Origin of the sequence: Sphingobium sp. LB126 (genome assembly GCF_002795205.1) — a bacterium.
GTDB lineage: Bacteria > Pseudomonadota > Alphaproteobacteria > Sphingomonadales > Sphingomonadaceae > Sphingobium > Sphingobium chungbukense.
Map to the genome: position 1 here is coordinate 514,258 of NZ_NETV01000003.1, position 24,696 is coordinate 538,953.

A 24,696-nucleotide genomic window follows, 5' to 3' on the forward strand; every position below is an offset into this window, starting at 1 on the left:
CGACGGCTCGCGCTGGTCGGAACGCTTGCGGCGCTTTTGCCTGCGGGCACGGCGTGGGCGCAGACAGCGCCCCCCTTTGCGCAACTCTTGGCGCAGGCACGCGACACGCCGCGGATCATGGCACTTGATGCCGACGTCGCGCGTGCCCAGGGCTTGGCACTGCAGGCGCGGGCACGTCCCAACCCGTCGGTGAGCATCTACGCCGAAAACTTTGCCGGCGATCGCACCCGCAACGCCGCCGATCAGCAGCAAACGACGTTCCAAATCGACCAACCAATTGAACTCGGTGGCAAACGGTCGGCGCGAATCGCAGCCGGCGAAGCCGGCATCTTCGCGGCGCAAGCGCGGGGCCTCGACGGGCGGCTATCCTATGCAACCGAACTGGCGCGCGCTTATGCGGGGGCCGAGCTCGCCGAGCGCCGCATCGGCATCGTGCAAAGTCAGGTCGACGACGCAGCCGCGGACATGAAGGTCGCACGAGCCTTGGTCGACGCAGGCAAGGAAGCGCGGCTGCGCCAGCTTCAGGCGGAAACCGAACTCGATACACTGCAGGCTGATCTGGAGAACGCTCGCGCGCAAAAGATCGCGGCCTTTGCCCGCCTGTCGGCCCTGGCTGGTATCGTAACACCTTTCTGGAGCTTATCGGAATCACTGCTCGATCGGCTCAATGCCAAGCCTTCCATCGGCCCGGTGGATCCGATGCAGGTGACGACGGTTCGCGTGGCCGAAGCGGAGCGTCAGGCGGCGGCGGGGCAGGTTAGGGTGCAACAGCGCCTCGCCGTCCCCAATGTAACTGCCCAACTTGGCGTTCGCCAGCTGCGCGTGGCGAGCGGCCCGGCCGTGGTCGCAGGGATAGCGGTGCCGCTGCCGTTCTTCGACCGAAACCGGGGCAACATCGCTGCGGCTCAGGCAGAACTGCAAGGTGCCGAGGCCAGGGCCGCTGCGGCACGCCTTGATGCCGAGGCTGCCACGCGGGCTGCTCTCGCGCTCGTCGATGCAGCCGATCAGCGTGCCGCGGCAGCCGATCGATCAGTCGAGACAGCCCAGGAAGGCTACCGGCTCGCCCGCATCGCCTATGAAGCCGGCAAGTCGCCATTGATCGAACTCATAGCCGCACGCCGCAGTCTCGGCGTCGCGCGCGGGTTGGTGCTGGATGCTGCCGCCAACCGCCTTGATGCCCGCACCAATCTCGCCCGCCTACAGGGCCTCACAATTACCGGAGAAACGGTCCAATGACCGACAGAAATCGTCTCTATGCCGGGGCCGCCATCGGGCTGGTCGCGGCCGCCGCGCTCGGCTTTGGAGCCGCGCGCCTCACCAAATCAAGTACACCGGTCCAGACAACGGAAGCTGAAGCTACTGCAAAGCCAAGCAACGTGGTGACGCTACCGCCCCAAGCGATCGCGGCGTCGCGCATCGCGGTGGCACCAGCGGCGTCTGGAGAATTGGACGCGGCTATTCTCAGCTCGGCGACGGTCGAGGCCACACCGGACGCAGAAGCTGTGTTGACGGCCCGGGCACCGGGCACCGTTATGCGGATTTTCGTGCGGCTGGGCGATCCTGTTAAGGCGGGTCAGACCCTCGCGCTCGTAGAGAGCCGGGACGCGTCGCAAATAGCGGCGGATCGCGCCGCAGCGTCGGCGCGGGTGTCTCTGGCGTCGCGCCAGCTCGCGCGCGAGCGTACGCTTTTCGATCAAGGAGTGTCCCCCCGCGCCGATTTTGAGACTGCCCAGGCCAACCTTACGGTGGCCGAGGCGGACGCAAGCCGTGCAACAGCGGCAGCCGGTGCGGCGCGCGTCTCAGCTGACGGTCGCTCGGTGGCCGTGGTCAGCCCCGTGTCGGGGCGGGTGACGAGCGCTGGCGCTAATCTCGGCCGGTTCGTCGCAGCCGAGACCGAGCTGTTCCGCGTCGCCGACCCTCGTCGGCTCCAGATTACCGCGAGTGTGCCGCCATCCGATGCCTCGCGCGTGCGTGAAGGCGACCGGGTAGAGCTGACATCTAACGATGGCCAGACGATCGAAGGGCGCGTTCGCTCGGCAACCGGTGTCGTCGATCCGCAGTCCCGCACGGCGACAGTCGTGGTGACGCCGATCGCGGTAGCAGTTGCGCTTTCCCCCGGTCAGCTCGTGCAGGCGCGGATTTTCTCCACCGGCGGAGCCATCCGCCACGGGGTAATCGTGCCGCAGGTCGCCGTTCAGACCGTTGGCGACCAAACAGTCGTATTCGTGCGCACGCGGACCGGCTTCAAGCTGCAGCCCGTCCAGCTTGGTAGCCGGTCCAATGGGATGGTTGGCATTACTGGCGGCCTCGCCGCGGGCACGCCGATTGCCACTACGAACGCCTTCCTGCTGAAAGCAGAACTTGAGAAGAATGCGGGAGGCGAGGAATGATCGCCCGTATCCTCTCGCTCTCCGTCCGGATGCGATGGCTGGTGGTGTGCCTGACGCTGCTCGTCGTCGGTTTCGGAGCGTGGCAGATCACGAAACTTCCGATCGACGCCGTTCCCGACGTCACCAATCGACAGGTCCAGATCAGTGCTTTCGTGCCGACGCTCGGCCCGGTCGATATTGAGAAGCAGGTCACATATCAGGTTGAAACCGCGCTTGCCGGCATTCCCGGGCTGGAGATGACGCGCTCGATCTCGCGCAACGGTTTCAGCCAGGTGACGGCGGTATTCACCGACTCCACCGACATCTATTTCGCGCGCCAACAAGTGACTGAGCGCTTGTCGCAAGCGAAAGACAGCCTTCCGGCAGGTGTGCAGCCTAACTTGGGGCCACTCAGCACGGGCTTGGGCGAAATCTTCTTCTACTCGGTCGCTTATCGTCACCCGGACGGCAAGGGACCGGAGCATGTCGATGGACAGCCAGGCTGGCAGTCGGACGGCAGCTATTTGACGCCGGAAGGCGAACGGTTGACCACCGAACTGGCAAGGGCCGCTTACCTGCGCACTGTGCAGGATTGGATCATTCGTCCGCAGATGCGCAACGTGCCGGGGGTCGCCGGCGTCGATTCCAACGGCGGCTACGTCAAACAATATCTGATCGAACCCGACCTCAATGCGCTGGCCTCCTATGGCCTTTCGATCACCGAACTGGCTAACGCATTGGAGCGGGCGAACCTGTCAGCGGGCTCGAACTATGTCCGGCGTGCCGGCGAAAGTTTCCTCGTCCGCGCCGATGCACGTCTGAAGTCGCTCGACGACATTCAGGAGGCCGTCGTCGCTACACGGAACGGTGTGCCCGTGCGAGTGAAGAACGTGGGCCAGGTTGTCATTGGCGGTGCGGTCCGCACCGGTTCCGGAAGCCGGATGGGATCGGAAGCCGTCATCTCCACGGTGCTGATGCGCGTCGGCGAGAATAGCCGCATTGTTGCGACAAGCGTCGGCGACAAGCTGATCGAGATCAACAAAGCGCTGCCGCCGGACGTGTTCGCGGAGCCGGTCTACAACCGCTCCAAGCTGGTTAACGCCACCATCGCAACAGTCGAGAAGAACCTGGTGGAAGGCGCGATGCTCGTCATCGTCGTGCTGTTCCTGCTGTTGGGCAACATCCGCGCCGCGCTCATCACTGCGGCCGTCATCCCGATCACGATGTTGATGACTGCGGCCGGCATGAACGGACTGGGCGTGTCCGGCAACCTGATGAGCCTTGGGGCGCTCGACTTCGGTCTCATCGTCGACGGTGCGGTCATCATCGTCGAAAATGCGCTGCGACGGCTCGCCGAACGACAAGAGCATGAAGCGCGGCTACTGACGCTGCGCGAGCGGTTGGGTGAAGTGATCGAAGCTGCGCAGGAAATGGTGCGGCCCACCGTATATGGGCAGCTTATCATCTTCCTCGTCTTTGTGCCGCTGCTCACCTTCCAGGGGGTGGAGGGAAAGACCTTCTCGCCGATGGCGATCACGCTGATGGTCGCGCTGGCGAGTGCCTTCGTGCTGTCTATCACTTTCATTCCGGCGATGATCGCGATCGTCGTCAAGGGGAAGGTCAGCGAGACAGAGGTGAAGCCGATCCGCTGGTTCAAGGAGAAATACGCCCCCTTGCTGCGCAAGGCAGTCGCGCGGCCGATGCCGTTCATCCTAGGCGGCATCGGCGTGTTTGCGGCGGCGGTCTTGGCCTTCGGTCTGCTGGGCGAGGAGTTCATGCCGCAGCTCGACGAAGGGGACATTACCGTTACCAACTTCCGCGTGCCTTCGGCGTCGATCGATCAGTCGACGCAGATGCAGATGCGTATCGAGGATGCTTTGAAGACGCTGCCGGAAGTGGCGTTGGTCTTCTCCAAGAACGGCAATGCCGACCTTGGTACCGATCCGATGCCACCCAACGCCTCCGACACCTACGTCATCCCCAAACCACAGGATGAATGGCCTGCCGATGTGAAAAGCAAGGCGGACATTATCCGGCGGATCGAAGATCGGATGAAGCTGGTGATCGGTAACCGCACTGAGATCCAGCAGCCGATCCAGATGCGTTTCAACGAGCTTATCGCGGGCGTTCGCGCCGACGTCGCGATCAAGCTCTATGGCGATGACCTCGATGCAATGAGCCAGCAGGCCCAGCGCATCGCCGCAATGGTCCGTACCATCCCGGGCGCAGGCGACGTCAGTACCGAACAGACCTCGGGCGCGCCGACCTTCGACGTGCAAATCAATCGGGAGGCCGTCGCTCGCTACGGCCTGTCGGTGGAGGAAGTCGCAAACACAGTCTCGGCCGCACTTGGCGGGCGCGAGGCCGGGCTATTGTTTCAGGGGGATCGCCGCTTCGCGGTGGTGGTCCGCTTGCCTGACACGCAACGTGATGATCTGGAGACGCTGGGCGCCATTCCGGTGATGCTGCCAGCGGCCGAAGGGCAGACGGCGCGATCGATCCCGCTGAGTGAGGTGGCGCACTTCGCCTACACGCAGGGTCTGAACCAAATCAGCCGCGAAAACGGCAAGCGTATGGTGATCGTTCAGGTCAATGTGCGCGGGCGCGACCTCGGCGGCTTTGTCGAGGAGGCTCAGGCCAAGATCGGCCAGATGCGGCTGCCCGCCGGCATGTACACGGAATGGGGCGGGACGTTCGAGAGCCTGCAATCGGCGCGCTTGCGCCTGATGCTGGTGGTCCCGATCTGCTTCCTTGCCATTTTCTCGCTGCTTTACATGGCGCTTGGTGCCTTCGCGTCCGCGGCGATCGTGTTTTCGGCAGTCCCGATGGCACTGGCGGGCGGCGTGTTCGCGCTGCTCGTGCGTGGTATCCCATTCTCGATCACCGCGGCGGTAGGTTTCATCGCGCTGTCGGGCGTCGCGGTCCTCAATGGGCTTGTGATGATGAGCTCCATCCGCAAGCATCGCGGGGACGGCGAGGACGAGGATCAAGCGATCATTGATGGCGCGATGGAGCGTGTACGGCCCGTTCTTATGACCGCGCTGGTGGCCTCGCTCGGCTTCGTGCCGATGGCGCTGGCGACCGGCACAGGGGCGGAAGTCCAGCGCCCCTTGGCGACCGTCGTCATCGGTGGGCTCATCACGTCGACCGCGCTGACTTTGCTGGTGTTGCCGGCGATCACCGCGTGGGCATCGCGGTTGGCGGCAAGACGGAGAACCGGCCGGCCACCCGCCACGTCCACGATGGCCTCGGCCGAATGATAGACGGGGCGCCGCGACCATGCGGATGCGGCGCTCTTCCCGGATAGGAACTAATACGTGAAGGGACGAATTCAATGAGTGCCGGGCATGATCACGCGCCAGGTGGCCGCGGCCATAACCATACGGCCGGCGCCAATGCTAAGATGCTGTTCTGGGCGCTGGCGCTCACCGCCACCTATCTGGTGGCGGAGGTGGTGGGGGCGTTCGTCTTCAACAGCCTAGCGCTGCTCTCGGACGCTGGCCACATGAGGGCATAGCGTGGAAAGTACGCTAAACAACGCTAAGCGAGAACGCATGGCGAACGCTCGATGCGAACGGACGGGCGCTTAATCAGGCGGGCCGTTCGATTCCCATCCTACGCATTTCGCGATAAATGGTCGATCGGCCGATGCCGAGTTGCCGCGCTGCTTCGGTAGGCGAGATACGAGCTTCGACCAGCTTGATGGCCGCATCCACTTTGGACATGTCCAGCGGCTGACGGCCAGGCTGTTTGCCCTTAGCACGGGCGGCGGCAATACCATCTCTGGTTCGCTCAGAAATCAGCCGTCGCTCAAAATGGGCGATGGCCCCAAACACATGGAAGATGAGCTCGCCGGCAGCTGACGAAGTGTCGATCTTTTCTTCAAGGCTCAGGAGCGCGATGCCCTGACCGCGTAGCGTCTCAACCGTGGTGAGAAGTTCGGCAAGCGAGCGCCCAAGCCGATCGAGGCGGACCACCGCCAGCGTGTCACCCTTGCGGGCATAGGCGATTAGCTCAGCCAGACCGGGCCGTTCCATGCTCTTACCTGAAATGACATCGGTGAAGATTTTGATGGCGCCAGCCTTCTCCAGACGCATGGTCTGGCCCGCAACGTCCTGATCGCCGGTGCTGACGCGGGCATAGCCCAGAATATCACCCATGCCGCACGTCTCCCAAACGGTCGTTCTGTGGACGCTATGAAAGGCGACCACTTCGCCCCATCCATATCCGTCCACATACTATGTCTCTTTACTACTCGCTGTCCATAGGCGCAGATGACCTTTTGTGGACGGGAATCGGCATGACGAAGCGCAAGCATCAGCTCCTGACCGAAAGCGAGCGCGATCAGATCCTCGCTATCCCGACCGATCGCGACCATCTAGCCCGGCTTTACATCTTCGAACCTGCGGACATCGAGATCATCGGTGCGCGGCGGGAGCGACGGAACCAGTTGGGCGTCGCGCTGCAACTCGCGCTCTTGCGCCACCCGGGCATCACACTTGCCCAGTTGTTACAGGACAGGAGAGCGATCCCCCATGATCTCGCCGCCTTCGTCGCGGAACAACTTGGCTTGCGCGTCACGGACCTGGCTGACTATGCGGCGCGGGACCAGACAATGACGGACCATGCCCGCGAGCTGGCGGCGCGTTTTGGTCTTCGGGGACCAACCCGCGCCGATATTCCCTTCATGATCGAAGCGGCCGCGAAAACGGCATGGGCGACCCACAAAGGGATGACGATCGCGAACGGCGTCGTCACCGCCCTTCGCGAAGCCAGGATTCTGCTGCCGTCGATCTCCACCATCGAGCGTGCCAGCAGCGCGGGGCGCGCGCGTGCCCGCAAACAAGCGGTCTACGCTCTGATCGCCGATCTCAGCGCCGAACAGGTCCATGCCCTCGACCAGCTCTTTGACGACGCCGGCGGCATAAGTCAGCTCGCCTCGCTCAAGACCATCCCCGTCGCGGTCAGGCCCGATCACATCGGCCAGATTCTCGACCGCCTGCGGCAATTGCGGACGATCGGCATTTCTCCGAACGTGGCGGGCCGCATCCATGCGGACCGATTTCGGCAATATGTCAGGGAAGGCCGTGCTTCGCCTGCCTACATGATCGAGCGATATATCCCCTCCCGCCGACGCGCCACGCTTGTCGCCTTCCTGCTCGATCTCGAGGAACGGCTGACCGACAGCGCTCTGGAGATGGCGGACAAGTTGATCGGCAGCATCTTCACCCGCGCGAAGAACGCCCAAGCGCGCAGCTATGCCACCACGTCGAAGAATGTGGCGCGGCTGATGCTGATCTTTCGCAGGACGATCGACGCGCTCACCGATGCCGTCGATACCGGCGAAGATCCGATAGAGGCCCTGGACGCTTCGGTTGGGTGGAACACGCTCCTGAAGGCCAGACCGGAAGTAGCGACGATCGCGGAAACCGCCAGCCTCGACCCGCTGACGGTCGCGGCCGACCGCTATGCGACGTTGCGCAAGTTCGCCCCCGACCTGCTTGAAGCGCTACAGTTCAAGGCCGGAAAAGGCAGCGCGAGAACGATCGCCGCCATCGAGATGCTGCGCGACCTCAACAGGTCGGGCAAACGTGATTTGCCTGCCGACGCTCCAATGCCCTTCCGCAAGGAATGGCGGAAAATCGTCGTGGGCGATGACGGCAAGATCAACCGGCGGCTCTGGGAAATCGCAACGATCGCGCATCTGCGCAACAAGCTGCGTTCCGGGGATGTCTGGGTGGAGCGGTCGGCGGGATACCGCCGGTTCGACAGCTACCTGCTCAGCGAACCGAAGGCGAAGCCGATCGTGTCGGCTCTTGGCCTGCCACCCACAGCCGGCGACTGGCTCGAACAGCGGGGCCGCGAACTGGACTGGCGGCTGAAGAAATTTGCCCAGCGTCTGAAGCGCGACGCTCTGGAAGGTGTGCGATACCGCGACGACCGCCTCCAGATATCCCCGGTTCGAATGATCGCGACGCCAGACGCCGAAGCGCTGGCCGACCGGCTCGATGCCATGATGCCACGCATCCGCATCACCGAACTGCTGCATGAGGTAGCGCAGGAAACCGGCTTTCTCGCAGCGTTCACCAACCTGCGCACCGGCGAGCCATGTCCCAATGAAAACGCGCTGCTCGCCACCATCCTCGCCGACGCCACCAATCTCGGCCTGTCGCGCATGGCGGCCGCGAGCCAGGGCGTCACGCGCGACCAACTCCTGTGGACCCATGACGCCTATATCCGCGACGACAGCTACCGCGCGGCGCTGGCTGTTCTCATCAACGCGCACCACCGCTTGCCATTCTCGCGGGTATGGGGCGACGGCACCACGTCCAGCTCCGATGGCCAGTTCTTCAGAGGCGCGAAGCGCGGCGCGTCGGGAGGCGACATCAACGCCCGCTATGGTGTCGATCATTGCTTCAGCTTCTACACCCATGTTTCCGATCAGCGCGCGCCCTACACCACATCAACGTGATCTCGGCCGCGACGCATGAGGCGCCCTATGTCCTCGACGGCCTCACCAGCCACGGCACCGATCTGAAAATCGCCGAGCATTACACCGACACCGGCGGGGCGACCGATCATGTCTTCGCGCTGTGCGCCATGCTGGGATTTCGCTTCTGCCCGCGCTTGCGCGACTTTCCCGACAGGCGGCTTGCGCCGATCGCGCCGGTCACGGCCTATCCGTCCATCACCCCGCTGTTGGGCAAGCGTATCCGCACCGACATCATCGGCGAGCAATGGGATGACGTGCTGCGCCTCGTGGGGTCGATCAAGGCCGGCCACGTCGCGCCATCGGTCATGCTCCGGAAGCTCGCCGCCTATGAGCGGCAGAACCAGCTCGACGTCGCGCTACAGGAAATCGGCAAGATCGAGCGGACGCTGTTCATGCTCGACTGGCTGGAAAACCCCGATCTGCGCCGGCGATGCCATGCCGGTCTCAACAACAGCGAGCAACGCCATGCCCTGGCGCAGGCGATCTACACCTTCCGCCAGGGCCGTATCATCGACCGCAGCCATGAGGTGCAGCAATATCGGGCATCCGGCCTCAACCTGGTCATCGCCGCGATCGTCTATTGGAACACGATCTACATGGACGCCGCAGCCGAGCACCTCACAACATCCGGCGGCACGTTCGACGATGCCCTCTTTGCCCATCTCTCGCCGATGGGCTGGGCGCACATCAGCTTGACCGGCGACTATCTGTGACAAAGGGCAAACCGGCTCTCCCCTGGCGAGTTCCGCACCCTCAACGATCCCATGGCCCGCCTCAAACGCGTGGCATAGCCTTTGTTCTCATTATGTTCGCCAAATCGTTGTCTGGCGCACAAACCTTGAGATGAGGCCATGAACGAGCTGCTCGCCCTTCCCTTGTCCACCTTGGCGCGCGCCCAGCGCTGAAACGCGAACCCCGCCGGCATCGCTGCCAGCGGGGTTGAACGATCGGGCTATGCGGAATGGATACCGCGACCATAGCCCGTATAGGCTGACGTAGGATCAGGCTTCAACTGTCCCGGAGGTCTGTCATCAGCGCATCGACGCTGGCGAACTTTGCGCCATGCCCGGCCGACAGCTCGGCCATCGCCTCGCGGGTTGTGGCGTTAGGCACCCTCGACAGCTCCATTTCGTGCCGGAGCGTGTCGGCATCCAGCGCGGCCCCGGAGGGCCAAACGAGGCTGTGGCCCCACTCCCCTACCCCGACCCGAGCGAACTCCGCCGGATCGCGCAGCGCCGCGAAACGGCGATCTGCGAGCACGGCGGTCAGGCTCAACTCGCCCTCGATCCCGTCCGACCAGGCGAGATGGATGGACGCAGGCCCGGTCGCATGGACGGCAAGGATCGTCGGCAATTTCTCGGGCTTCACCACGCCTGATCTTTCAATCTGTATACAGGTATAGGACTATACTCCCGCCGGTGCGGCGGTTTCTCCCGGTTAATCCGACGATCTCAGGCGAGGATCTCAATGCCGTGTTTTGCGACAAGCGACAGGAGCTTGCGCGACGGTGCGCTTGGCTTCTTCGCCCCGGTTTCCCACTTCTGCACCGTGCTTTCGCTAGTGCTGAGGTAGCGGGCGAAAACTGGCTGACTGACTTTGTTGCGCTCGCGCAGCCGCTTGATTTCAGCCGGCGCGATCGGCGGCGGCGTGGTCAGGCAGCTTTCATCGAAATGGCGCATGGTGGCCTTGTCGATCGCGCCGACGCGATACATGCCAGCAGCGGCGCTATGAATCGCCTCGAAAGCATCGCTCTTGAACTTACCCTTGGCGGTCATATGCAAATCTCCAGTATCTCGCGCGCTTCCAGTTCCCGCTCAATCTGATCCTCCGTCTTTTGGGCGTAGAGATCAGCGAGTTCGCGAAATGCCCGCAATTCGGCATCATCAATATTGGCGCGGTCCTTCTTGGCGAACAGATAGGCATAAACCCAGAAGCGCCGCCCTTTTGCGAGGATGATGCTGCGGTGCCTGTTCTTGTCGAGGCGCTTCTTGAACACGCCGCCGCCAAGATCATCGGCCTGACCCTTTCGGACCGCGCGAATAGCCTCGCACAGTTCGTCATCTGTGATCCCTGCCTTCCGCGCCGCCTTGGCGAACCAGGCGGTCTTGAAGGTCCGCGCGGCTTCCTCGGCGTCGATCATGGCGATTGTATAGCACTTAGTGCCAGAGAAAGCAATGTGGCACATGCGCCTGCCGCTGGCGCAGCACCGTGGCTCTAGTCGCTTCGCTCCCCGAGCCCGCACGCGGTCTCGGCCCAAGGTGACGATCCACATGGCGGGGCCGAGAACCGCTAGCGCGGATCTCGTCCTGGGTCTTGTCGGCGCAGACGCGCCGGGGCGGGTGAAGGGGACGCCGCCCCCCCTCCCCCTCAGCAACGACAATCAGCCGGCCGTGGCTCACTCGGCTGCGCCTCGCTGCGCCCGCACCACCCGGCAGATTCTCGCTGCCCCCTCTCCCCCGCTGCTCCGCGCGAACTCGGGAGCGATGGCGAGGCCATCGCCCCGTGGGCGATTTGAAGGAGCAAATGCGATGACCGACGACAACCGCGAAAGCTGGCTTAACCGGGTGGCGCTCGGCATGGCGCCCTTGTTCGACGCGCTTGGGGTCCGTCCCCGCAAAGGGGCGGAATGCGACATAGGAATTCTGGCAAGGTATTGAGTTGCTGATAAATTCCCTCATTTTCATTCCCCAATTTACGGCCTGGTTTCAGAGGCCCTGTTTCAGGGGGAGGATACCGAAGCTGTCTGCAAGCTTCTTGTCGGAGAAATCGTATTCGCCCAGCATGTTGATGTGCGCCCAGGATTGCGGCGAATGGGCCTTGATACTCTGCATCATTTCGGCGTGCGTTTCGGGATCGGCGGCGCGTAGCCTGGTTTCGAGATAGAGATAATTCCAGCAGATGATGGCGTTCTTGATCAGGCGGTTGCAGGCTTCGGCTACCTGCTGATCCTCCTGGACGGTAAAGATGAACTCACGCGGACTGCCGACGGCCACCGCTCGGGTAAACCGGTTGGCCAGTTCGACCTTGTTGAGCATGGCTTCGATATCCATTCGCAGTTCGACGCCATCGATGTAGCGCAGGATGAACAGGGTTTTGACGATGCGTCCGAAAGCTTTGAGGGCGGTGTAAAGACTGTTCTGCCTGGAATATGAATTGAGCCGCCGGAATATATCCGACGCCGTGGTTTCCTTGAGCCTGATGGTGACCATGAGCCGGAGAATTTCGTCCCAGTGGGTACGGATGATGTTTTCGTCAACATATTTGTCGGGTTGGACGGCCCAGTTCTTCCGATTTTCGTGCGTCATGGACCTGAAGCCATACAGGGTTTGATGCTTCAGGCCCTTGATCCTGGGGGCATAGGCAATGTCGATGAGATAGGTGGCGCCGAAGATCGCTTCGGAATAGCCATGGGTGTCCGTCGAATGGATCGTCGATTTCACCACGTCGTTGTGCATCAGACCGTCGATGACGTAGGCGCTGTCGCGTTCGGCGGCGCTGAAGACGGTGGAATACCAGAGCAAGATCTTGTCGCTGACATAGGTGTAGGCGCTGCTTCCCTGACCTTTCCCAAAATATTTGAAGGAATGGCTGGCATCGAGGCTATCGCCGGTTACCTCGAACTTCTGGCCGTCACTGGCCGTGTGGGTCTCACCGGCATGGCGCCGGTAGATTTCCGGGAGATCGAGGCTGTCCATGAGGGCGAGGATGCGATCGTTGGCAGCAACAAGATTTTCGCGGGAGAAGTGCCAGTTGACGGCGTGATCCAGAGCGTCCTCCTTGATCGCACCGGATATTCGGGCCATTTTCCGCAGGCCGATCCCGCATCCCAGGCCAATGACGCCGGCCAGGAGAACGGCGGTCGAAACCGGGCGGGCGTATTGCTGGCGCAGATGCGACAGGCTGTCGGCAAAACCGCTAGCGACGTTGACCGTGTTGAGGATCTCGGAGAGCGGCACATAGTGCCGTTGCGGAAAGAGCCTGGAAAGGGCAGTCGTCTCGATCTCCTCCTGCTTGGGCGTGTTGAGCTTGATGTGGCCGGCAGCCGCGACCGTCGCATGAAGGTTTCTGCCGTCTGCGATATTGCTGTTGGTGAGGAGAAACTGGTCGCTCAGGGCTTGCTTCAACGTCGCAAGCACGGCGTTCGGGTCCGAGAAACGCGCCATTCCGGCGCGTTCCAGTAATTGCTCACGATCGCGCTGCCAGCGCTCTGTCCCGATCAGATAGCTATCCAGGGGCTGATATCTGTGAGATTGGGGCAGGTTTACACCGCCGGCTTTGATCGCCCTGGCGACGTGCTGGAACAGCATGACCTTATAAAGCGACGGCCTGAATTCCGCGCCACTTCCCACGGCCTTGCGCTCGTCGGGATCGAGAAAGCCTGATGGCGCCGATCGCGTCACCTGGCCATCGGCCTTGCGGAAATGCACCAGCGCCGCCAGCAGCGGCTTGATATGTGTTTCCGTCTGGAAGGACAGAGACTTCATGACACCCGACACCTGGTTTTGCAGGCGTCGGGATCTGGCTTCAAGAATGTCGTAATAGCGGGCGTCCTCGTTCTGCGATACGCTCGCGTCATCCTTCATGTCTTTCAGAATGGCATCGGACAACACTGGCGCCGCATCGACCGGGAACAGCAAGAGATGCAGGCTCTGCAGCTTGTCAGCGTCTGTGAGGTCGGCTTCGAACACACCGCGCAGGGTGGCCATGGCCGATTGGAAATGATCTTCGAAAGCCTGTATCTGGGCCCGGAGCTTTGCGGCCTGAGACTTTCTCTCGACATAGCACCAGTCCTTGAACTCGCGGCTTGCCGCAGTCTCGGTAGCCTTAACGGAGCTGAGTAGCGTGGCCACCAGATTGTCCTGCAGCGAGAAGTATTGATGGACGACGAAGGCGATGAGGTGAAGATAGCGGTCTGCCGGCTTTCGACGCCGCAGATCGTGGGGATCCGATTTCATGACGGCAAGCGCGTAATTGCGGGCGCTGCTTCGATCCCAACCCAGGGCCGTAATGACCGGTTCGAGCTTGTGAAACAGGTCGGAGAGCTCCGTGTGATTGGCCAGCCTGTCCTTGACCGAACGGGGACGAACGGATTGTGAATTCTGCTTGAGGGCCGCCAGACGGCTCCGCGCGATCCCGTCTGTTTCCTCACCATCACCCAGAAGCAGGTCGAGTTCCCGGCCGAGTGCCGGTGGCAGGTGGGCATCGACCAGAGCCATCTCGCGCGTTCTGGACCGCCCGATCGCCAACAGGATCAAATCCTGCAGGCGCCGGTAGCCCGGCAAGGCAATCCGATTTGTCAGCAGATGGTCGACGGCAGCCTGGAAGATAACCTTCGGTTTCTCGTGAGCCCTGACCTTCTGGTCGATCATGAGAGACAGATGCGCTTCACCATCGCCACCGAGCGTCCGGAAACCGGCCAGGCGCTCTATTATCCGCTCGTGGCGTTGACGTGTCCGGTCGGGATAGGCGGCGGGTGCAAACATTCCCGCGTCATGCCCCAGCCGACTGGAGACATGTGCAATGTCGTTGTCGTGGAATGTTTCGGGGGCAAAGCAGCGCCGGCCATGACGGAAGTAGCCGGCATTTAAACAGAACCCGACCTGGTGGGCTGGATCCCGCAGTCGCTCGATCTCTTTTTGAAAGCCGAGTGGCAAATCGAAGGCAGCCTTGCGCTGGGCAGCGTTCATCCGGGGCGGTGTGTCGAAAGCGTTCTGTTCGCCGGGCGAGAGAATTTGCATGCGTGGCATAAGCTGCGTCTCTTTTCGTTTTGGATAGGGTTTGCTATCCTTTATCTGTGAGACGGGATATGATACAAAATCGATCATGCTGGCGGGCTGTTTCGCCAGCGTCACACAAACGACCGTCTGTGAAACACTCATGAAGCTCGGATATGCGCGGATTTCCAAAGCAGACGGCTCGCAGACCCTCGACCTTCAGATGGATGCGCTCACGGCGGCCGATGTCACTCCCGACCACGTCTACAAGGACGAAGCGTCTGGAAAGCGGGATGATCGTCCGGGGCTGGAAGCCTGCCTGAAAGCGCTACGGCCAGGCGACACACTTTATATATGGAAGCTTGACCGGCTGGGACGCGATCTCAAGCATTTGGTCACGACCGTACGCAGTCTGTCTGAACGAGGCGTCGGGCTTTGCGTCCTCACCGGCCAGGGCGCCGATATAGACACCAGCACATCAAGCGGCAAACTGATATTCGGGATATTCGCGGCACTGGCCGAGTTCGAGGGCGATCTCATTCGCGAACGCACAATGGCGGGTCTCGCCGCTGCCCGCGCACGCGGACGTAAAGGCGGCCGCCAATTCGAGCTGACCAAAAACCAGATCCGCCTGGCCCAGTCTGCGATGGCCAATCGCGACACGAATATCGCTGACCTATGCCGTGAACTCGGCATTAGCCGCGCGACGCTCTATCGCTACGTCGGACCGAACGGCCAGTTGCGCGATCATGCAAAGCGGGTCCTCAAAGTCGCGTCCGGCACTCCGAATGCCCTCAGTGCTTGACCGAAATTCCTATGTCGCGTTCGGTACTTTTGCGGGGATGGACCCCGCTTGAGGCCCCCCTGCCCGCGCGCGCGCGGGTCGCGATCGGCTTCACCAGTCGGGGCGCCAAAGGCAAGGCGATCGGCGAGTGCTGGGATAATCGGCTGAGCGGTGACGGCCATTTCGAGATTTTCATCCGGCCGGACCTCGCCTACGCGCCCGACGCCATGCCGGCGCAGATCGCGGCGATCCTCGCGCACGAGCTGGTCCACGCCGCTGTCGGCATCCCGGCCGGGCATGGGAAGACGTTTAAACGGGTCGTGTTGGGATTGGGGCTGGTCGGGCCGATGCGCGCCACCACACCGGGCGAAGCGTTCCTGGCGAGCGTGGCACCGATCCTCGATGCGGCAGGCCCCCTTCTCCATGCCCGGCTCGACACCGCCGGCGAAACGACCGCGCCCAAGAAGCAAACCACGCGGCTGCTCAAATGCGACTGCGCGACGTGCGGCTACACGGTGAGGACCGCGCGCAAATGGCTGGAACAGGCCGGCGCGCCGCTCTGCCCGATCGAGGGGCATGGGCCGATGCAGCACGATCCGCTCGACGAGGACGATCCCGAGCCGGAGGCGTGAGGCGCGATCGTCATTTCAGAATCAGCGCCGCCCTTATCGTCATTTCAGCGACGCGTGCCCACTTTCCTTCCGTAATGAACCTGTATACAGGTATAGGACTATACCCGTAGGAGTGTCGCATGAAGGTTCTCGCCATCCTTTCGCAGAAAGGCGGCGTCGGCAAAACGACGCTGGCGACCTGCCTTGCGGTCGCGGCCGAGCAAGCCGGCAAGGAGGTTGCGATCATCGACCTCGATCCGCAGGCGACGGCTTCGTTCTGGAAAGACGTTCGCCAGCTCGACACCCCCGGCCGTGGCCTCGATCCAGCCCGTGCGCCTGCCGGCGATGCTCAAGGCGTGCGCCGACGCCGGCACCGATCTTGTCGTGATCGACGGTGCGGCCGTCGCGCGCGACGTTGCCTATGAAGCGGCCCGCCATGCCGATTTCATCCTGATCCCGACCAAGACGGCGGTATTCGACACCATGAGCATGACCCACACGCTCGACGTCGTGCGCCAGCTCGATCGCCCCTTCTCCGTCGTGCTGACCTTCGTGCCGCCCCAGGGCCAGGAAACCGGCGATGCGATCAAGGCCGTCGCCGAGCTGGGGGCGAGCGTCTGCCCGGTGACGATCGGCAGCCGCAAAGCCTTCTTCCGCGCCCAGGCTGCCGGCCAAGCCGTGCAGGAGTTCGAGCCACACGGTCCCGCCGCCGAGGAAATACGACGGCTATACGAGTATACAGATATACAGTTATTCCGGCAGGAGGCGGCGTGATGGCGAAGGGCGGCAATTCCCTGCAAGCGATGCTCGACCGCGCCAAGGCCGGCGGCGAGCCGGCCCCGGCACCGCTGGCTACGCCTTCTCCGGCGGATAGCAGCGAGAAGGCCGCGCCGAGCGGCCGACAGGGCACCAAGCTGATCGGCGGACATTTCCCGCCCGAGGTCAGCACCCAGCTCCGCATCCTCGCGGCCGAAGAGGGCACGACGGTTCAGAAGCTGCTCGGCGAAGCGCTGGACGACCTGTTCGTGAAGAAGGGGAGGGGCCGCATCACCAGTTAGCGTCAGCGTATACCTGTATACGCCTATACTGGGATGGGGCTGAATGGGTTAGCAGGCGGTCAGGACGGTTCATAGCGAGCCAGCGCCGGGCCGGATCACGGCCGCCCGCGCTTTTCGAACCAGCTCTGGCAGAACTTGATGAAATGCCGCTCCGGGTTCTTCGGGGCTATCTCGTTTTCGCCCAGCCATTCCCGCCATTCGCGTTCGAGATAATGAACGTCCCAGCCTGGCGCGACATTGCGCGCGTCACCAAAAATGTCGCCATCGAGCGGCCCGGTCCAAGGCTCCGCAGCAGGGGCCGTCAGCGCAGCCTTCATCGAGCCCCGATTGGTGAATGTCACCATGTCCGTCTCGGGGTCGAACTCCACCTGGTAGTCGGGCAAATGATCGCTTTCGGCCAGCTCCTTGATCGCAAAGCGGAAGCGCCTTTCGGTTCCTTGGGAGCCGGATTTCTTGAACAGGATTTCAACCGATGCCTTCCAGCTCGATTGCTGGCCGCAATGCTTGCGCGCCAGCTCGTATATCCGGCGTTCGATCGGCTTGCGCAGCCGGAAATAATCGCGGTGGAGCGTCAGCACTTCGTTATGCCGAATCGCGTTGAACACCCAATCCGACAGCTTGACCTCGCAATAGAGCAATCGCCCGTCCAGCCCGTGCTTGCGGCGGATCGCGGACGCGTCAATCAGGCCGAAGCCGTCCACCTGCTCTTCATCGCCGGTGACGATGTTGGTGCGGATGCGTGTCCCTTCCAGTCGATCGAGAGCTTCGATCAGCGCCTTGTAATCCTTGCCAGCAGTCCGCGATTGGTGAACACAAGCAATTCGCGGCTGCTAATCCGCACGCGCTGTGAGACAGGTTCATTCAGTTTGAGCTTCGCCATTATCTGCGAAATGCAATAGATCAGAATATCCTTGTCGTAGATCGTCGCGAGGCCCTTCACGCTTGGCGTTACTTCAAGCCAGTTACCGTTATGCTCATAGCGGCGAACGGCCGTCTCAGGCTTCTTCGAGAGCGAATAGAACGGATGCTCCATTTGCGGCATCACGTCTTTCAGAACGGCGTCGCCCACATCGCAAATGAACAGATCATGTTGCGGGTGGCGCTCGGGGATGAGCGCGGTTGATCGCGAGTCGGCCCCGTGACCGCGAAGCTGTGCAAAATGGCCATTTGGCTTCGCGCGTCCGGTGATCCGGGTTAGCATGCCGCTGCGGCGTGGATCAGGGGGCGTGCATGAAGCGACTGTGGTCGGTGGACGAGTTGGGTGAACGCTGGACGCTGTCGCCGACGATGTTGCGTTCATCGCTGGCAATGCTGATGCCGGTAAGCTGGGGCTCGCCTGTCAGCTGGCGTTCTGGCGGTCGCAGGGCCGTTTTCCAGATGAGGAAGCGGACCTCGCCCCGGCCGTGATCGCGCATCTCGCCGGCCAGATCGGCGTCGAGGCAGACGTCGAGAGCTACGCGTTCACCGGTCGCTCGGGACGCCGGCACCGCCAGCTTGTTCTCGATCATCTGGCGGTCGGCACCTTTGACCATGCGGCCGAGGCAGCGTTTCGGTCGTGGCTGCTGTCGGACATGCTCCCCGCGAGCCGACACTGTCCGCGCTTGAGGACGAGATCACCGGATGGTTCGCCGCGCGGCGGGTTGTCAGGCCCGGATCGTACCGCCTCGACCGACTGGTCCGCTCGCTTCGCGCCGGCCACGATGATGCGATGCTCGCCGCCGTCGGTGATCGCCTTGACGATGGAGCCCGCTCGCGCCTGAACGCACTGCTCGCCGACGATGGTGAGGGCGCGGCCTATACGCGGCTGTCCGCTGATCCCGGAAAGCCCGGGCTCGACAGCCTGCTGGCCGAGATCGCCAAGCTCGAGTTGGTTCGTGGACTTGAACTATCGGCAGAGTTGCTCGCGGCGTGCATCCCGACCTTGTGAAGCGATTCCGCAGGCGGCCGCGGTCGAGAGCGCCTGGGAGCTTCGCCGCACCCGGATCGTATCAGGCTGCCGCTGCTCGCCTTCTATTGCGTCCCGCGCGAGGCCGAGATCGTCGACGGGCTGGTCGACCTGCTCATCCAGATCACGCACCGCATCACGGTCAAGGCCGAGCGGCGCGTCGTGACCGAGCTCTTGGAGGAAGCAAGGGCGGTCAGGGGCAAGACCGGCATCTTGTTCAAGGTGGCTTCCGCCGTCACCGGCGCGCCCGACGGCTCCGTGCGCGAGGTGATCTTTCCCGTGGTCGACGAGCGCACTTTCCAGGCGTTGGTCAAGGAGGCGCTCGCCACCGGCTCGGCGCCGGCGCGCCGCGTCCACAAAGCGGTCCGCGCCTCCTACGGCGCCTATTACCGGCGCATGATGCCGAAGCTCCTCGCCGCGCTCGACTTCCGCTCGAACAACAGCGCACACAAGCCGCTCACCGACGCGCTGGCGAAGATCCGCGCGGCCGAGAATGACGGACGGCAGTATTTCAGCACGGCGGAGGTCGCGATCGAGGGCGTCGTGCGGCCCAAGTGGCGCGATATCGTGATCGAGGAAGCGCCGGACGGCTCGGAGCGGGTCAACAGGATCAACTACGAGATCTGCGTGCTCCAGACCCTGCGCGAGAAGCTTCGGTGCAAGGAGGTGTGGGTCACGGGCGCCGGCGGTTCCGCAACCCCGACGACGATCTGCCTGCTGACTTCGCCGAATGTCATCGTCATGCAATTCTCCGCAAAAGTGGGCTTTGAAAATTCCCTAGTTGGTGGCCCCTTCATCTCATTCTGCCGGGGCTAGCCCGGCAGAATGAGATGAGCCGACATTGTCCTCATCTCCTTTGCAGACGCGGAGACGGGGCCGATGATCCGACTTGGAGAATTGATGATGATCCTCGAATTACATCGGCAGGGCGTATCGATATCCGCCATTGCCCGACGCACTGGTCGCGATCCCAAGACCATCCGAAAATATATCGAACGGGGTGTCGAGGCCCCGGTTTACGGCCCACGCATGCTGGGTCGACCGAACAAACTGGCACCCTATCTAGAATTTTGCGTGAGCGAGTGGTGGCCTTTCCCGATCTGACGGCGGCGCGTCTGACGCGGGAAATCCGTGAGCTGGGGTATATGGGCGCCTATACTGCGGTAAAGCGGTTCCTGGCAGCGATTCGACCGGAAAACGGCCCCAAGCCCTTCGAGGTTCGGTTCGAGACGCCGCCTGGCGTGCAGGCACAGGTCGACTTTGCCCGGTTCGTCGTCGAATTTACCGATGAGCCCGGCGTCAGCCGGATCGTCTGGCTATTCAGCTTGGTGCTGGGACATTCGCGCTTCCTGTTTGCACGCTACGTCATGCACCAGGATCTCCAAACTCTGTTGCGCTGTCATATGCAGGCCTTTGAAGCGCTCGGTGGCGTCCCGATCGAAATCCTCTACGATCGCATGAAAACCGCCGTAACCGGCGAAGATGATCAGGGCCATATCATCTACAATCGATCATTGCTGGCCTGGCGGGGCATTACCGCTTCGTGCCACGCGCCTGCCGTCCCTATCGGCCAAGACCAAGGGAAAGGTCGAGCGGCCGTTCAGCTATATCCGCAAGGACTTCTTCCTGGGCCGCAGCTTCCGCAATCTGGACGATCTCAATGTCCAGCTAATCGACTGGCTCGATACCGTCGCCAATGTCCGTGTCCACGGGACGACGCAGCGGATTATTGTTGAAGCCTTCGCCGCCGAGCAGCCTGAGTTGCAGCTGCTCCGGCGGGTCGCTTTGACGCCGTTCTGAAGCTGGAGCGCCGCGTCAGCCATGATGGGATGGTCTCTGTCGCGGCAATTACTACAGCGTTCCCGATCGCACTCGGCGCGTCGTCGAATCCAGCAGTTGCCTGACAAGATCAGGATCGTAGACCTGGGCCAGGTCCATTGCCGAGCACCGGTTCTTGAGGGGCGTCGGCAGTGTAGGATCGATCCTGCGCATCGGACAGGCGGCAGCGGCGCAAGCGCCGTAATCCATGGCAAAGAGTAATCGCCATCGGTCGTATAGGCGAGCATGTCGCTGTGCGCTCCCTGGCCATCTATCAGGCGATCGGCAGCCAACTGGCGCGGGGAGAACGGCCATGACCAAGGGGTGCCGCATCCCGCGTCGATAATATCCGCCGCAGCCTGGTCCATCTCAAAATGCCACGCGCTCTGGAGATGCTCGCGCCACCCTGCGCGCATAGAGCAGGGCAAAATCGATGGCATCGAGGCCATCGACATATTGCTGAACGAAGAACTATCGCTCCGGGAGAACCGCAGGATCAAGGCGGCCCTGCGCATGGCAAGGCTGCCGATCATCAAGACGCTGGACGGATTGACTTCTCCTTCCAGCCATCGCTCGACCGGAACCGCATCCTGGCGCTCGCTGGCCTGGACTTCATCAACCGGGCCGAGGTGGTGCATCTGTTGGGTCCGCCCGGTACCGGAAAAAAGCCATATCGCCACTGCTCTTGCAGTCGAGGCCGTGAAGGCGGGCAAGAGCGTCTACTTCATCCGCTCGCCGATCTGATCGCTTCACTGACCAAGGCGGAACGGGAGGGCACGCTGCGCGAAAGGATCCGCTTCCTATGCCGATCCGCGCTGCTCGTCGTAGACGAGATCGGGTATCTCCCTGTTACGCCGGGCGGTGGCAACCTGTTCTTCCAACTCGTCAATGCCCGATACGAAAAGGGCGCTATGATCCTGACATCCAACCGCGGCTTTGCCGAATGGGGTGATGTCTTTGGCGATCCGGTGGTGGCCCGCGCTGCTCGACCGCCTCCTTCACCACGCGGTGGTCATCCAGATCGAGGGCTCCAGCTATCGCATGCGACAGCACGCTGACCTGCTGCCCGAGCATGCGCGCATGGCACCGTCCATCAACCCGCCGCCCTTGCCCAAACGGCGTGGCCGCCCGCCAGCAAAGGAAAATCCCGATCTCCATCACGGCTGATCACCGACACAACCGTCCCGCCAAACTAGGGAATTTTAGATGCCCACTTTTGCGGAATCTTCGGCGCCCGTTGACACCGAACGACGGGCGGAGTGCTATGAGCGGCTCGGCCTTACCACCGACGCGCGCGCCTTCACCTGTGCCGTAAAGGCGGAGATGGAGCAGGCATTGGCGGTGCTCGATCCCGGTATGCCGAGCAACACCAAGGTCAAACTCAATCCGCGCCGGCGTCACCCGATCGTCGTGACCCCGCTCGATCCCCTTCCGGCACCCCCCACCCTCGAGGCGCTCGGCGGCGAACTCGGCCGCCGCTGGCCGATGGGTTTGCTCGACATCCTGAAGGAGGCGGACCTCCGCATAGGCTTCACCCAGGCATTCTCGACGGCGGCATCGCGCGAGGCGACGGACCCCGACGAGGTCCGGCGGCGTCTGCTGCTCTGCCTGTACGGCCTTGGCACCAACGCGGGCTGAAGCGCCTCGTCGTCGGCGACCACGGCTTCACCTATAAGGAGCTGCTCCACACCCGCCGCCGCTATATCGACGCCGAGTCCTTGCGGGATGCGACCAGGCGCGTGGGAACGCGACGCTCGCCGCGCGCGATCCGGCGGTCTGGGGCGAGGGCACGACCGCGTGCGCATCGGACAGCAAGCACTTCGCCGCCTTCGACCAGAACCTGATGACCGAGTGGCACGTGCGCTACGGCGGGCGGGGCGTGATGATCTACTGGCACGTCGAGCGCCAGTCGGTGTGCATCCATTCGCGCCTGAAGCGCTGCTCGTCGTCCGAGGTCGCCTCGATGATCGAGGGCGTTCTCGCGCATGACACCGAGATGGAGGTCGATCGCCAGTACGTCGACAGCCACGGCAGAGCGAGGTGGCGTTCGCGTTCTGCAAGCTGCTTGGGTTCCAGCTGCTACCGCGCCTCAAGGCGATCGCGGGCCAGAAGCTCTATCTGCCCGGGACCGGCACGGCGGACGATTACCCCAACCTCGGCTGCATCCTGACGCGCCCGATCGACTGGGCGCTGATCGAGCGGCAGTATGACGAGATGGTCCGCTACGCGACCGCGATGGCCGAGCGCACCGCCGATCCGGAGGCGATCCTCCGGCGGTTCACGAGGAACAACGTCCAGCACCCGACCTACAAGGCGCTTGCCGAGCTCGGCAAGGCGATGAAGACCGCGTTTCTCTGCCGCTACCTGCACGACGAGGCCCTGCGTCGCGAGATCAACGAAGGGCTGAACGTCGTCGAGACCTGGAACTCAGCCAACGGTTTCATCTTCTTTGGCCGAGGCGGCGAGGTCGCATCAAATCGGCTCGACGACCAGCAGGCGTCGGTCGCGGCGCTGCACCTCCTCCAGTCCTGCCTCGTGTACGTCAACACGCTGATGCTCCAGCGCGTACTCGCCGAGGAACGCTGGCGAGGGCGCATGACCGCGGCGGACGAGCGTGGGCTGACTCCCTCATCTGGCGCATGTCAGCCCGTATGGCGCGTTCGACCTGAACATGGAGCGCCGGCTCGACATTGAGGCAAGAATAGCCGCGTAAACCTCGACCGGCCTATTCACTCTTTACAAAAGGCGTATTTCGTCAAGAGTAGCTCCGACAGTAAGGCGATGCGCCAAGGAGAACGCAGCATGGCTGAGAAGGTGATCAGCCGGCGAAATGTAAAGAGTGGCGCCGATGCGGCCGCTGATGCTCACGAACGCCGCAAGGATTTCCTCACCGCAGCCGAAATCGACCGCCTCGATGCCGCCAAGGCTGGCCGTCATGGACCGCGCGACCACCTGCTCCTGCTCATGATGTATCGTCATGGGCTCCGTGTAAGTGAGGCGACCGCGCTGCGGCGCGACGAGGTCGACGTTGCCGTATCGCGCCTGTGGGTGCGTCGCCTCAAAAACGGTTTGTCAGTCGAACAGCCGATCGCAGCGACGAACTGCGCGCGATCAGGCGTTACCTCAGCGGGCGCGACGATCACCTGCCTTGGCTGTTCGTGTCTGAGCGCGGGGCTCAGCTGACCCGTCAGGCCGTAAATTACCTGCTGACCCAAGCCTCGGCGCGCGCCGGCCTGCCGCCGGTCAACCCGCACATGCTGCGCCACTCGTGCGGGTTCGCGCTCGCGAACCGCGCCTACGACCTCCGGCTGATCCAGGACTATCTCGGCCACCGTGACCCCAAACATACCGTCCGCTACACGCGTACGGCCGGACGCCGGTTCGAGGGACTCTGGCGCTGAAACCCCAAATGGCCAATTTGCACAGCTTCGCGGTCACGGGGCCAAATCGCTGAGGGCAGCCATGTCTGTGTCGATTCCACCGGGTGCAAAAGACCCAACACTCACTCCCGTCCCGGCAAGCTCCACGGAAAGCGCTCGCATGAGGGTGCTCACATAGGCTTTCGACGCGCCGTAGACCGCTTGGAAGGGCACGGATGTTTCGCCCGCCAGGCTCGACACGGCGATTACTGAGGATTCAAACGGCTGCTCCCTGAAAATCGCAATCAGGCGAGCCAGCAAATCCGTGAAACCGAGTATGTTTGTTTCAATTACCTCGGCATAAGTGTCGGCACGGCCTGCATCAAATGAACCAACGCTCGTCATTCCGGCAACCAACAAAGCGGCTGTTACTTGCAATTCTGCAACCTTAGCCGCGATTTTCTCCCTGCCCTCGATTTCACGTTGATCAGCCACTATAATCTCGCACGGCACATTGAACCGCTCGTCAATTTCGGTCTGTAGCT

The 24,696-nt window shown here is 62.6% G+C and carries 23 protein-coding genes and 5 pseudogenes; 19 read left to right on the forward strand and 9 right to left on the reverse strand.

Features of this window, described 5'->3' with window-relative positions; all coding sequences use genetic code 11:
• Nucleotides 1–87: 87 nt before the first annotated feature.
• The 4 genes and pseudogenes from CAF53_RS24070 to CAF53_RS24085 form a co-directional block, all read left to right on the forward strand.
• A complete protein-coding gene (locus CAF53_RS24070; protein WP_242443612.1) occupies nt 88–1,236 on the forward strand; it encodes a TolC family protein in 1,149 nt (382 codons plus the stop codon).
• Nucleotides 1,233–2,390, forward strand: coding sequence for an efflux RND transporter periplasmic adaptor subunit (locus CAF53_RS24075; protein ID WP_100239842.1), 1,158 nt, complete (start codon nt 1,233–1,235; stop codon nt 2,388–2,390). Before CAF53_RS24070 ends, CAF53_RS24075 begins: the two co-directional genes overlap by 4 nt.
• Complete coding sequence (locus CAF53_RS24080; protein ID WP_100239843.1) at nt 2,387–5,629, forward strand: CusA/CzcA family heavy metal efflux RND transporter; 3,243 nt, start codon at nt 2,387–2,389, stop codon at nt 5,627–5,629. The genes CAF53_RS24075 and CAF53_RS24080 overlap by 4 nt, the downstream gene beginning before the upstream one ends.
• A gap of 74 nt (nt 5,630–5,703) precedes the next feature.
• Nucleotides 5,704–5,877 (forward strand): annotated as a pseudogene (locus tag CAF53_RS24085) (cation transporter); the annotation flags it as partial.
• A gap of 82 nt (nt 5,878–5,959) precedes the next feature.
• On the opposite strand, the gene CAF53_RS24090 reads toward CAF53_RS24085, so the two are convergent.
• Entirely contained in the window at nt 5,960–6,529 is a 570-nt protein-coding gene (locus CAF53_RS24090) for a recombinase family protein (RefSeq protein ID WP_011607925.1), read from the reverse strand.
• Nucleotides 6,530–6,669: 140 nt separating this feature from the next.
• Between CAF53_RS24090 and CAF53_RS24095 the strand changes: the two are divergent.
• Nucleotides 6,670–9,572 (forward strand): annotated as a pseudogene (locus CAF53_RS24095) (Tn3 family transposase); the annotation flags it as partial.
• A gap of 298 nt (nt 9,573–9,870) precedes the next feature.
• Here the strand turns inward: CAF53_RS24095 and CAF53_RS28425 are convergent.
• The 3 genes from CAF53_RS28425 to CAF53_RS24110 form a co-directional block, all read right to left on the reverse strand.
• Nucleotides 9,871–10,233 carry a DUF2442 domain-containing protein gene (locus CAF53_RS28425; protein ID WP_157801355.1) on the reverse strand — a complete coding sequence of 121 codons (363 nt, stop codon included), beginning with the start codon at nt 10,231–10,233 and terminating at the stop codon, nt 9,871–9,873.
• Between the two features lie 80 nt (nt 10,234–10,313).
• Nucleotides 10,314–10,637: a DNA-binding transcriptional regulator gene (locus tag CAF53_RS24105; RefSeq protein ID WP_100239782.1), complete on the reverse strand. Its 324-nt coding sequence runs from the start codon at nt 10,635–10,637 to the stop codon at nt 10,314–10,316.
• Nucleotides 10,634–11,002, reverse strand: a complete 369-nt coding sequence (locus CAF53_RS24110) for a type II toxin-antitoxin system RelE/ParE family toxin (protein ID WP_100239844.1) — start codon at nt 11,000–11,002, stop codon at nt 10,634–10,636. Before CAF53_RS24110 ends, CAF53_RS24105 begins: the two co-directional genes overlap by 4 nt.
• 388 nt (nt 11,003–11,390) lie before the next feature.
• Here CAF53_RS24110 and CAF53_RS29110 point away from each other — a divergent pair, with 388 nt between their 5' ends.
• The gene (locus CAF53_RS29110) at nt 11,391–11,519 is read left to right on the forward strand and encodes a hypothetical protein (protein ID WP_277949218.1); all 129 of its coding nucleotides are present in this window, start codon (nt 11,391–11,393) and stop codon (nt 11,517–11,519) included.
• A gap of 48 nt (nt 11,520–11,567) precedes the next feature.
• On the opposite strand, the gene CAF53_RS24120 is transcribed toward CAF53_RS29110, so the two are convergent.
• Entirely contained in the window at nt 11,568–14,741 is a 3,174-nt protein-coding gene (locus CAF53_RS24120; protein WP_100239681.1) for a Tn3 family transposase, read from the reverse strand.
• Between CAF53_RS24120 and CAF53_RS24125 the strand changes: the two genes are divergently transcribed.
• The 5 genes from CAF53_RS24125 to CAF53_RS24140 all read left to right on the forward strand — a co-directional run bounded on the left by CAF53_RS24125 (nt 14,740) and on the right by CAF53_RS24140 (nt 17,029).
• Nucleotides 14,740–15,381 (forward strand): recombinase family protein, encoded by a 642-nt coding sequence (locus CAF53_RS24125; protein WP_100239682.1) that lies wholly within the window; start codon nt 14,740–14,742, stop codon nt 15,379–15,381. The two genes, CAF53_RS24120 and CAF53_RS24125, sit on opposite strands and share 2 nt — an antisense overlap.
• A gap of 11 nt (nt 15,382–15,392) precedes the next feature.
• A complete protein-coding gene (locus CAF53_RS24130; RefSeq protein WP_242443600.1) occupies nt 15,393–15,992 on the forward strand; it encodes a transcription elongation protein SprT in 600 nt (199 codons plus the stop codon).
• A gap of 119 nt (nt 15,993–16,111) precedes the next feature.
• A complete protein-coding gene (locus tag CAF53_RS28430) occupies nt 16,112–16,396 on the forward strand; it encodes a ParA family protein (RefSeq protein WP_242443614.1) in 285 nt (94 codons plus the stop codon).
• Entirely contained in the window at nt 16,302–16,745 is a 444-nt protein-coding gene (locus tag CAF53_RS24135; protein WP_242443627.1) for a hypothetical protein, read from the forward strand. The genes CAF53_RS28430 and CAF53_RS24135 overlap by 95 nt, the downstream gene beginning before the upstream one ends.
• Nucleotides 16,745–17,029: a ribbon-helix-helix domain-containing protein gene (locus CAF53_RS24140; RefSeq protein WP_100239845.1), complete on the forward strand. Its 285-nt coding sequence runs from the start codon at nt 16,745–16,747 to the stop codon at nt 17,027–17,029. The genes CAF53_RS24135 and CAF53_RS24140 overlap by 1 nt, the downstream gene beginning before the upstream one ends.
• Before the next feature lie 95 nt (nt 17,030–17,124).
• Here the strand turns inward: CAF53_RS24140 and CAF53_RS24145 are convergent, their stop codons facing one another.
• From CAF53_RS24145 to CAF53_RS28440, 3 genes are read right to left on the reverse strand one after another with little or no spacing between them, the layout of a single operon-like run.
• Complete coding sequence (locus CAF53_RS24145; RefSeq protein ID WP_347337872.1) at nt 17,125–17,850, reverse strand: replication initiator protein A; 726 nt, start codon at nt 17,848–17,850, stop codon at nt 17,125–17,127.
• A complete protein-coding gene (locus tag CAF53_RS28435; RefSeq protein WP_242443615.1) occupies nt 17,799–18,230 on the reverse strand; it encodes a replication initiator protein A in 432 nt (143 codons plus the stop codon). The genes CAF53_RS24145 and CAF53_RS28435 overlap by 52 nt, the downstream gene beginning before the upstream one ends.
• A 16-nt stretch (nt 18,231–18,246) precedes the next feature.
• Complete coding sequence (locus CAF53_RS28440) at nt 18,247–18,537, reverse strand: hypothetical protein (RefSeq protein WP_242443616.1); 291 nt, start codon at nt 18,535–18,537, stop codon at nt 18,247–18,249.
• Nucleotides 18,538–18,584: 47 nt separating this feature from the next.
• On the opposite strand from CAF53_RS28440, the gene CAF53_RS28445 reads away from it, so the two are divergent.
• The 8 genes and pseudogenes from CAF53_RS28445 (at nt 18,585) to CAF53_RS29250 (ending at nt 24,193) form a co-directional block, all read left to right on the forward strand.
• Nucleotides 18,585–18,956 carry a hypothetical protein gene (locus tag CAF53_RS28445; protein ID WP_242443617.1) on the forward strand — a complete coding sequence of 124 codons (372 nt, stop codon included), beginning with the start codon at nt 18,585–18,587 and terminating at the stop codon, nt 18,954–18,956.
• 231 nt (nt 18,957–19,187) lie between these two features.
• Nucleotides 19,188–19,790, forward strand: coding sequence for a hypothetical protein (locus CAF53_RS24160; RefSeq protein ID WP_157801360.1), 603 nt, complete (start codon nt 19,188–19,190; stop codon nt 19,788–19,790).
• A gap of 63 nt (nt 19,791–19,853) precedes the next feature.
• Nucleotides 19,854–21,109 (forward strand): annotated as a pseudogene (gene istA / locus CAF53_RS24165) (IS21 family transposase).
• 196 nt (nt 21,110–21,305) lie between these two features.
• Nucleotides 21,306–21,536: a hypothetical protein gene (locus CAF53_RS29115; protein WP_277949219.1), complete on the forward strand. Its 231-nt coding sequence runs from the start codon at nt 21,306–21,308 to the stop codon at nt 21,534–21,536.
• 207 nt (nt 21,537–21,743) lie between these two features.
• A complete protein-coding gene (locus CAF53_RS29120; protein ID WP_197707567.1) occupies nt 21,744–21,959 on the forward strand; it encodes an ATP-binding protein in 216 nt (71 codons plus the stop codon).
• A 39-nt stretch (nt 21,960–21,998) separates the two neighbouring features.
• Complete coding sequence (locus CAF53_RS29125; RefSeq protein ID WP_100239850.1) at nt 21,999–22,430, forward strand: Tn3 family transposase; 432 nt, start codon at nt 21,999–22,001, stop codon at nt 22,428–22,430.
• Between the two features lie 166 nt (nt 22,431–22,596).
• Nucleotides 22,597–23,486 (forward strand): annotated as a pseudogene (locus CAF53_RS24180) (transposase); the annotation flags it as partial.
• Between the two features lie 108 nt (nt 23,487–23,594).
• Nucleotides 23,595–24,193 (forward strand): annotated as a pseudogene (locus CAF53_RS29250) (tyrosine-type recombinase/integrase).
• Nucleotides 24,194–24,226: 33 nt separating this feature from the next.
• Here the strand turns inward: CAF53_RS29250 and CAF53_RS24195 are convergent.
• A partial coding sequence (locus CAF53_RS24195; protein WP_242443618.1) for an SDR family NAD(P)-dependent oxidoreductase occupies nt 24,227–24,696 on the reverse strand: 470 nt, incomplete at its 5' end.

What these genes read in the sequence shown, in the direction of transcription:
- CAF53_RS24075 (WP_100239842.1), top strand. Translation starts at nt 1,233, where the DNA reads ATGACCGACAGAAATCGTCTCTATGCCGGGGCCGCCATCGGGCTGGTC.
- CAF53_RS24080 (WP_100239843.1), top strand. Translation starts at nt 2,387, where the DNA reads ATGATCGCCCGTATCCTCTCGCTCTCCGTCCGGATGCGATGGCTGGTG.
- CAF53_RS24090 (WP_011607925.1), bottom strand. Translation starts at nt 6,529, where the DNA reads ATGGGTGATATTCTGGGCTATGCCCGCGTCAGCACCGGCGATCAGGAC.
- CAF53_RS24105 (WP_100239782.1), bottom strand. Translation starts at nt 10,637, where the DNA reads ATGACCGCCAAGGGTAAGTTCAAGAGCGATGCTTTCGAGGCGATTCAT.
- CAF53_RS24110 (WP_100239844.1), bottom strand. Translation starts at nt 11,002, where the DNA reads ATGATCGACGCCGAGGAAGCCGCGCGGACCTTCAAGACCGCCTGGTTC.
- CAF53_RS29110 (WP_277949218.1), top strand. Translation starts at nt 11,391, where the DNA reads ATGACCGACGACAACCGCGAAAGCTGGCTTAACCGGGTGGCGCTCGGC.
- CAF53_RS24125 (WP_100239682.1), top strand. Translation starts at nt 14,740, where the DNA reads ATGAAGCTCGGATATGCGCGGATTTCCAAAGCAGACGGCTCGCAGACC.
- CAF53_RS24120 (WP_100239681.1), bottom strand. Translation starts at nt 14,741, where the DNA reads ATGAGTGTTTCACAGACGGTCGTTTGTGTGACGCTGGCGAAACAGCCC.
- CAF53_RS24130 (WP_242443600.1), top strand. Translation starts at nt 15,393, where the DNA reads ATGTCGCGTTCGGTACTTTTGCGGGGATGGACCCCGCTTGAGGCCCCC.
- CAF53_RS28430 (WP_242443614.1), top strand. Translation starts at nt 16,112, where the DNA reads ATGAAGGTTCTCGCCATCCTTTCGCAGAAAGGCGGCGTCGGCAAAACG.
- CAF53_RS24140 (WP_100239845.1), top strand. Translation starts at nt 16,745, where the DNA reads ATGGCGAAGGGCGGCAATTCCCTGCAAGCGATGCTCGACCGCGCCAAG.
- CAF53_RS28435 (WP_242443615.1), bottom strand. Translation starts at nt 18,230, where the DNA reads ATGCTAACCCGGATCACCGGACGCGCGAAGCCAAATGGCCATTTTGCA.
- CAF53_RS28440 (WP_242443616.1), bottom strand. Translation starts at nt 18,537, where the DNA reads ATGATCGAGAACAAGCTGGCGGTGCCGGCGTCCCGAGCGACCGGTGAA.
- CAF53_RS29115 (WP_277949219.1), top strand. Translation starts at nt 21,306, where the DNA reads ATGGCAAGGCTGCCGATCATCAAGACGCTGGACGGATTGACTTCTCCT.
- CAF53_RS29120 (WP_197707567.1), top strand. Translation starts at nt 21,744, where the DNA reads ATGTCTTTGGCGATCCGGTGGTGGCCCGCGCTGCTCGACCGCCTCCTT.
- CAF53_RS29125 (WP_100239850.1), top strand. Translation starts at nt 21,999, where the DNA reads ATGCCCACTTTTGCGGAATCTTCGGCGCCCGTTGACACCGAACGACGG.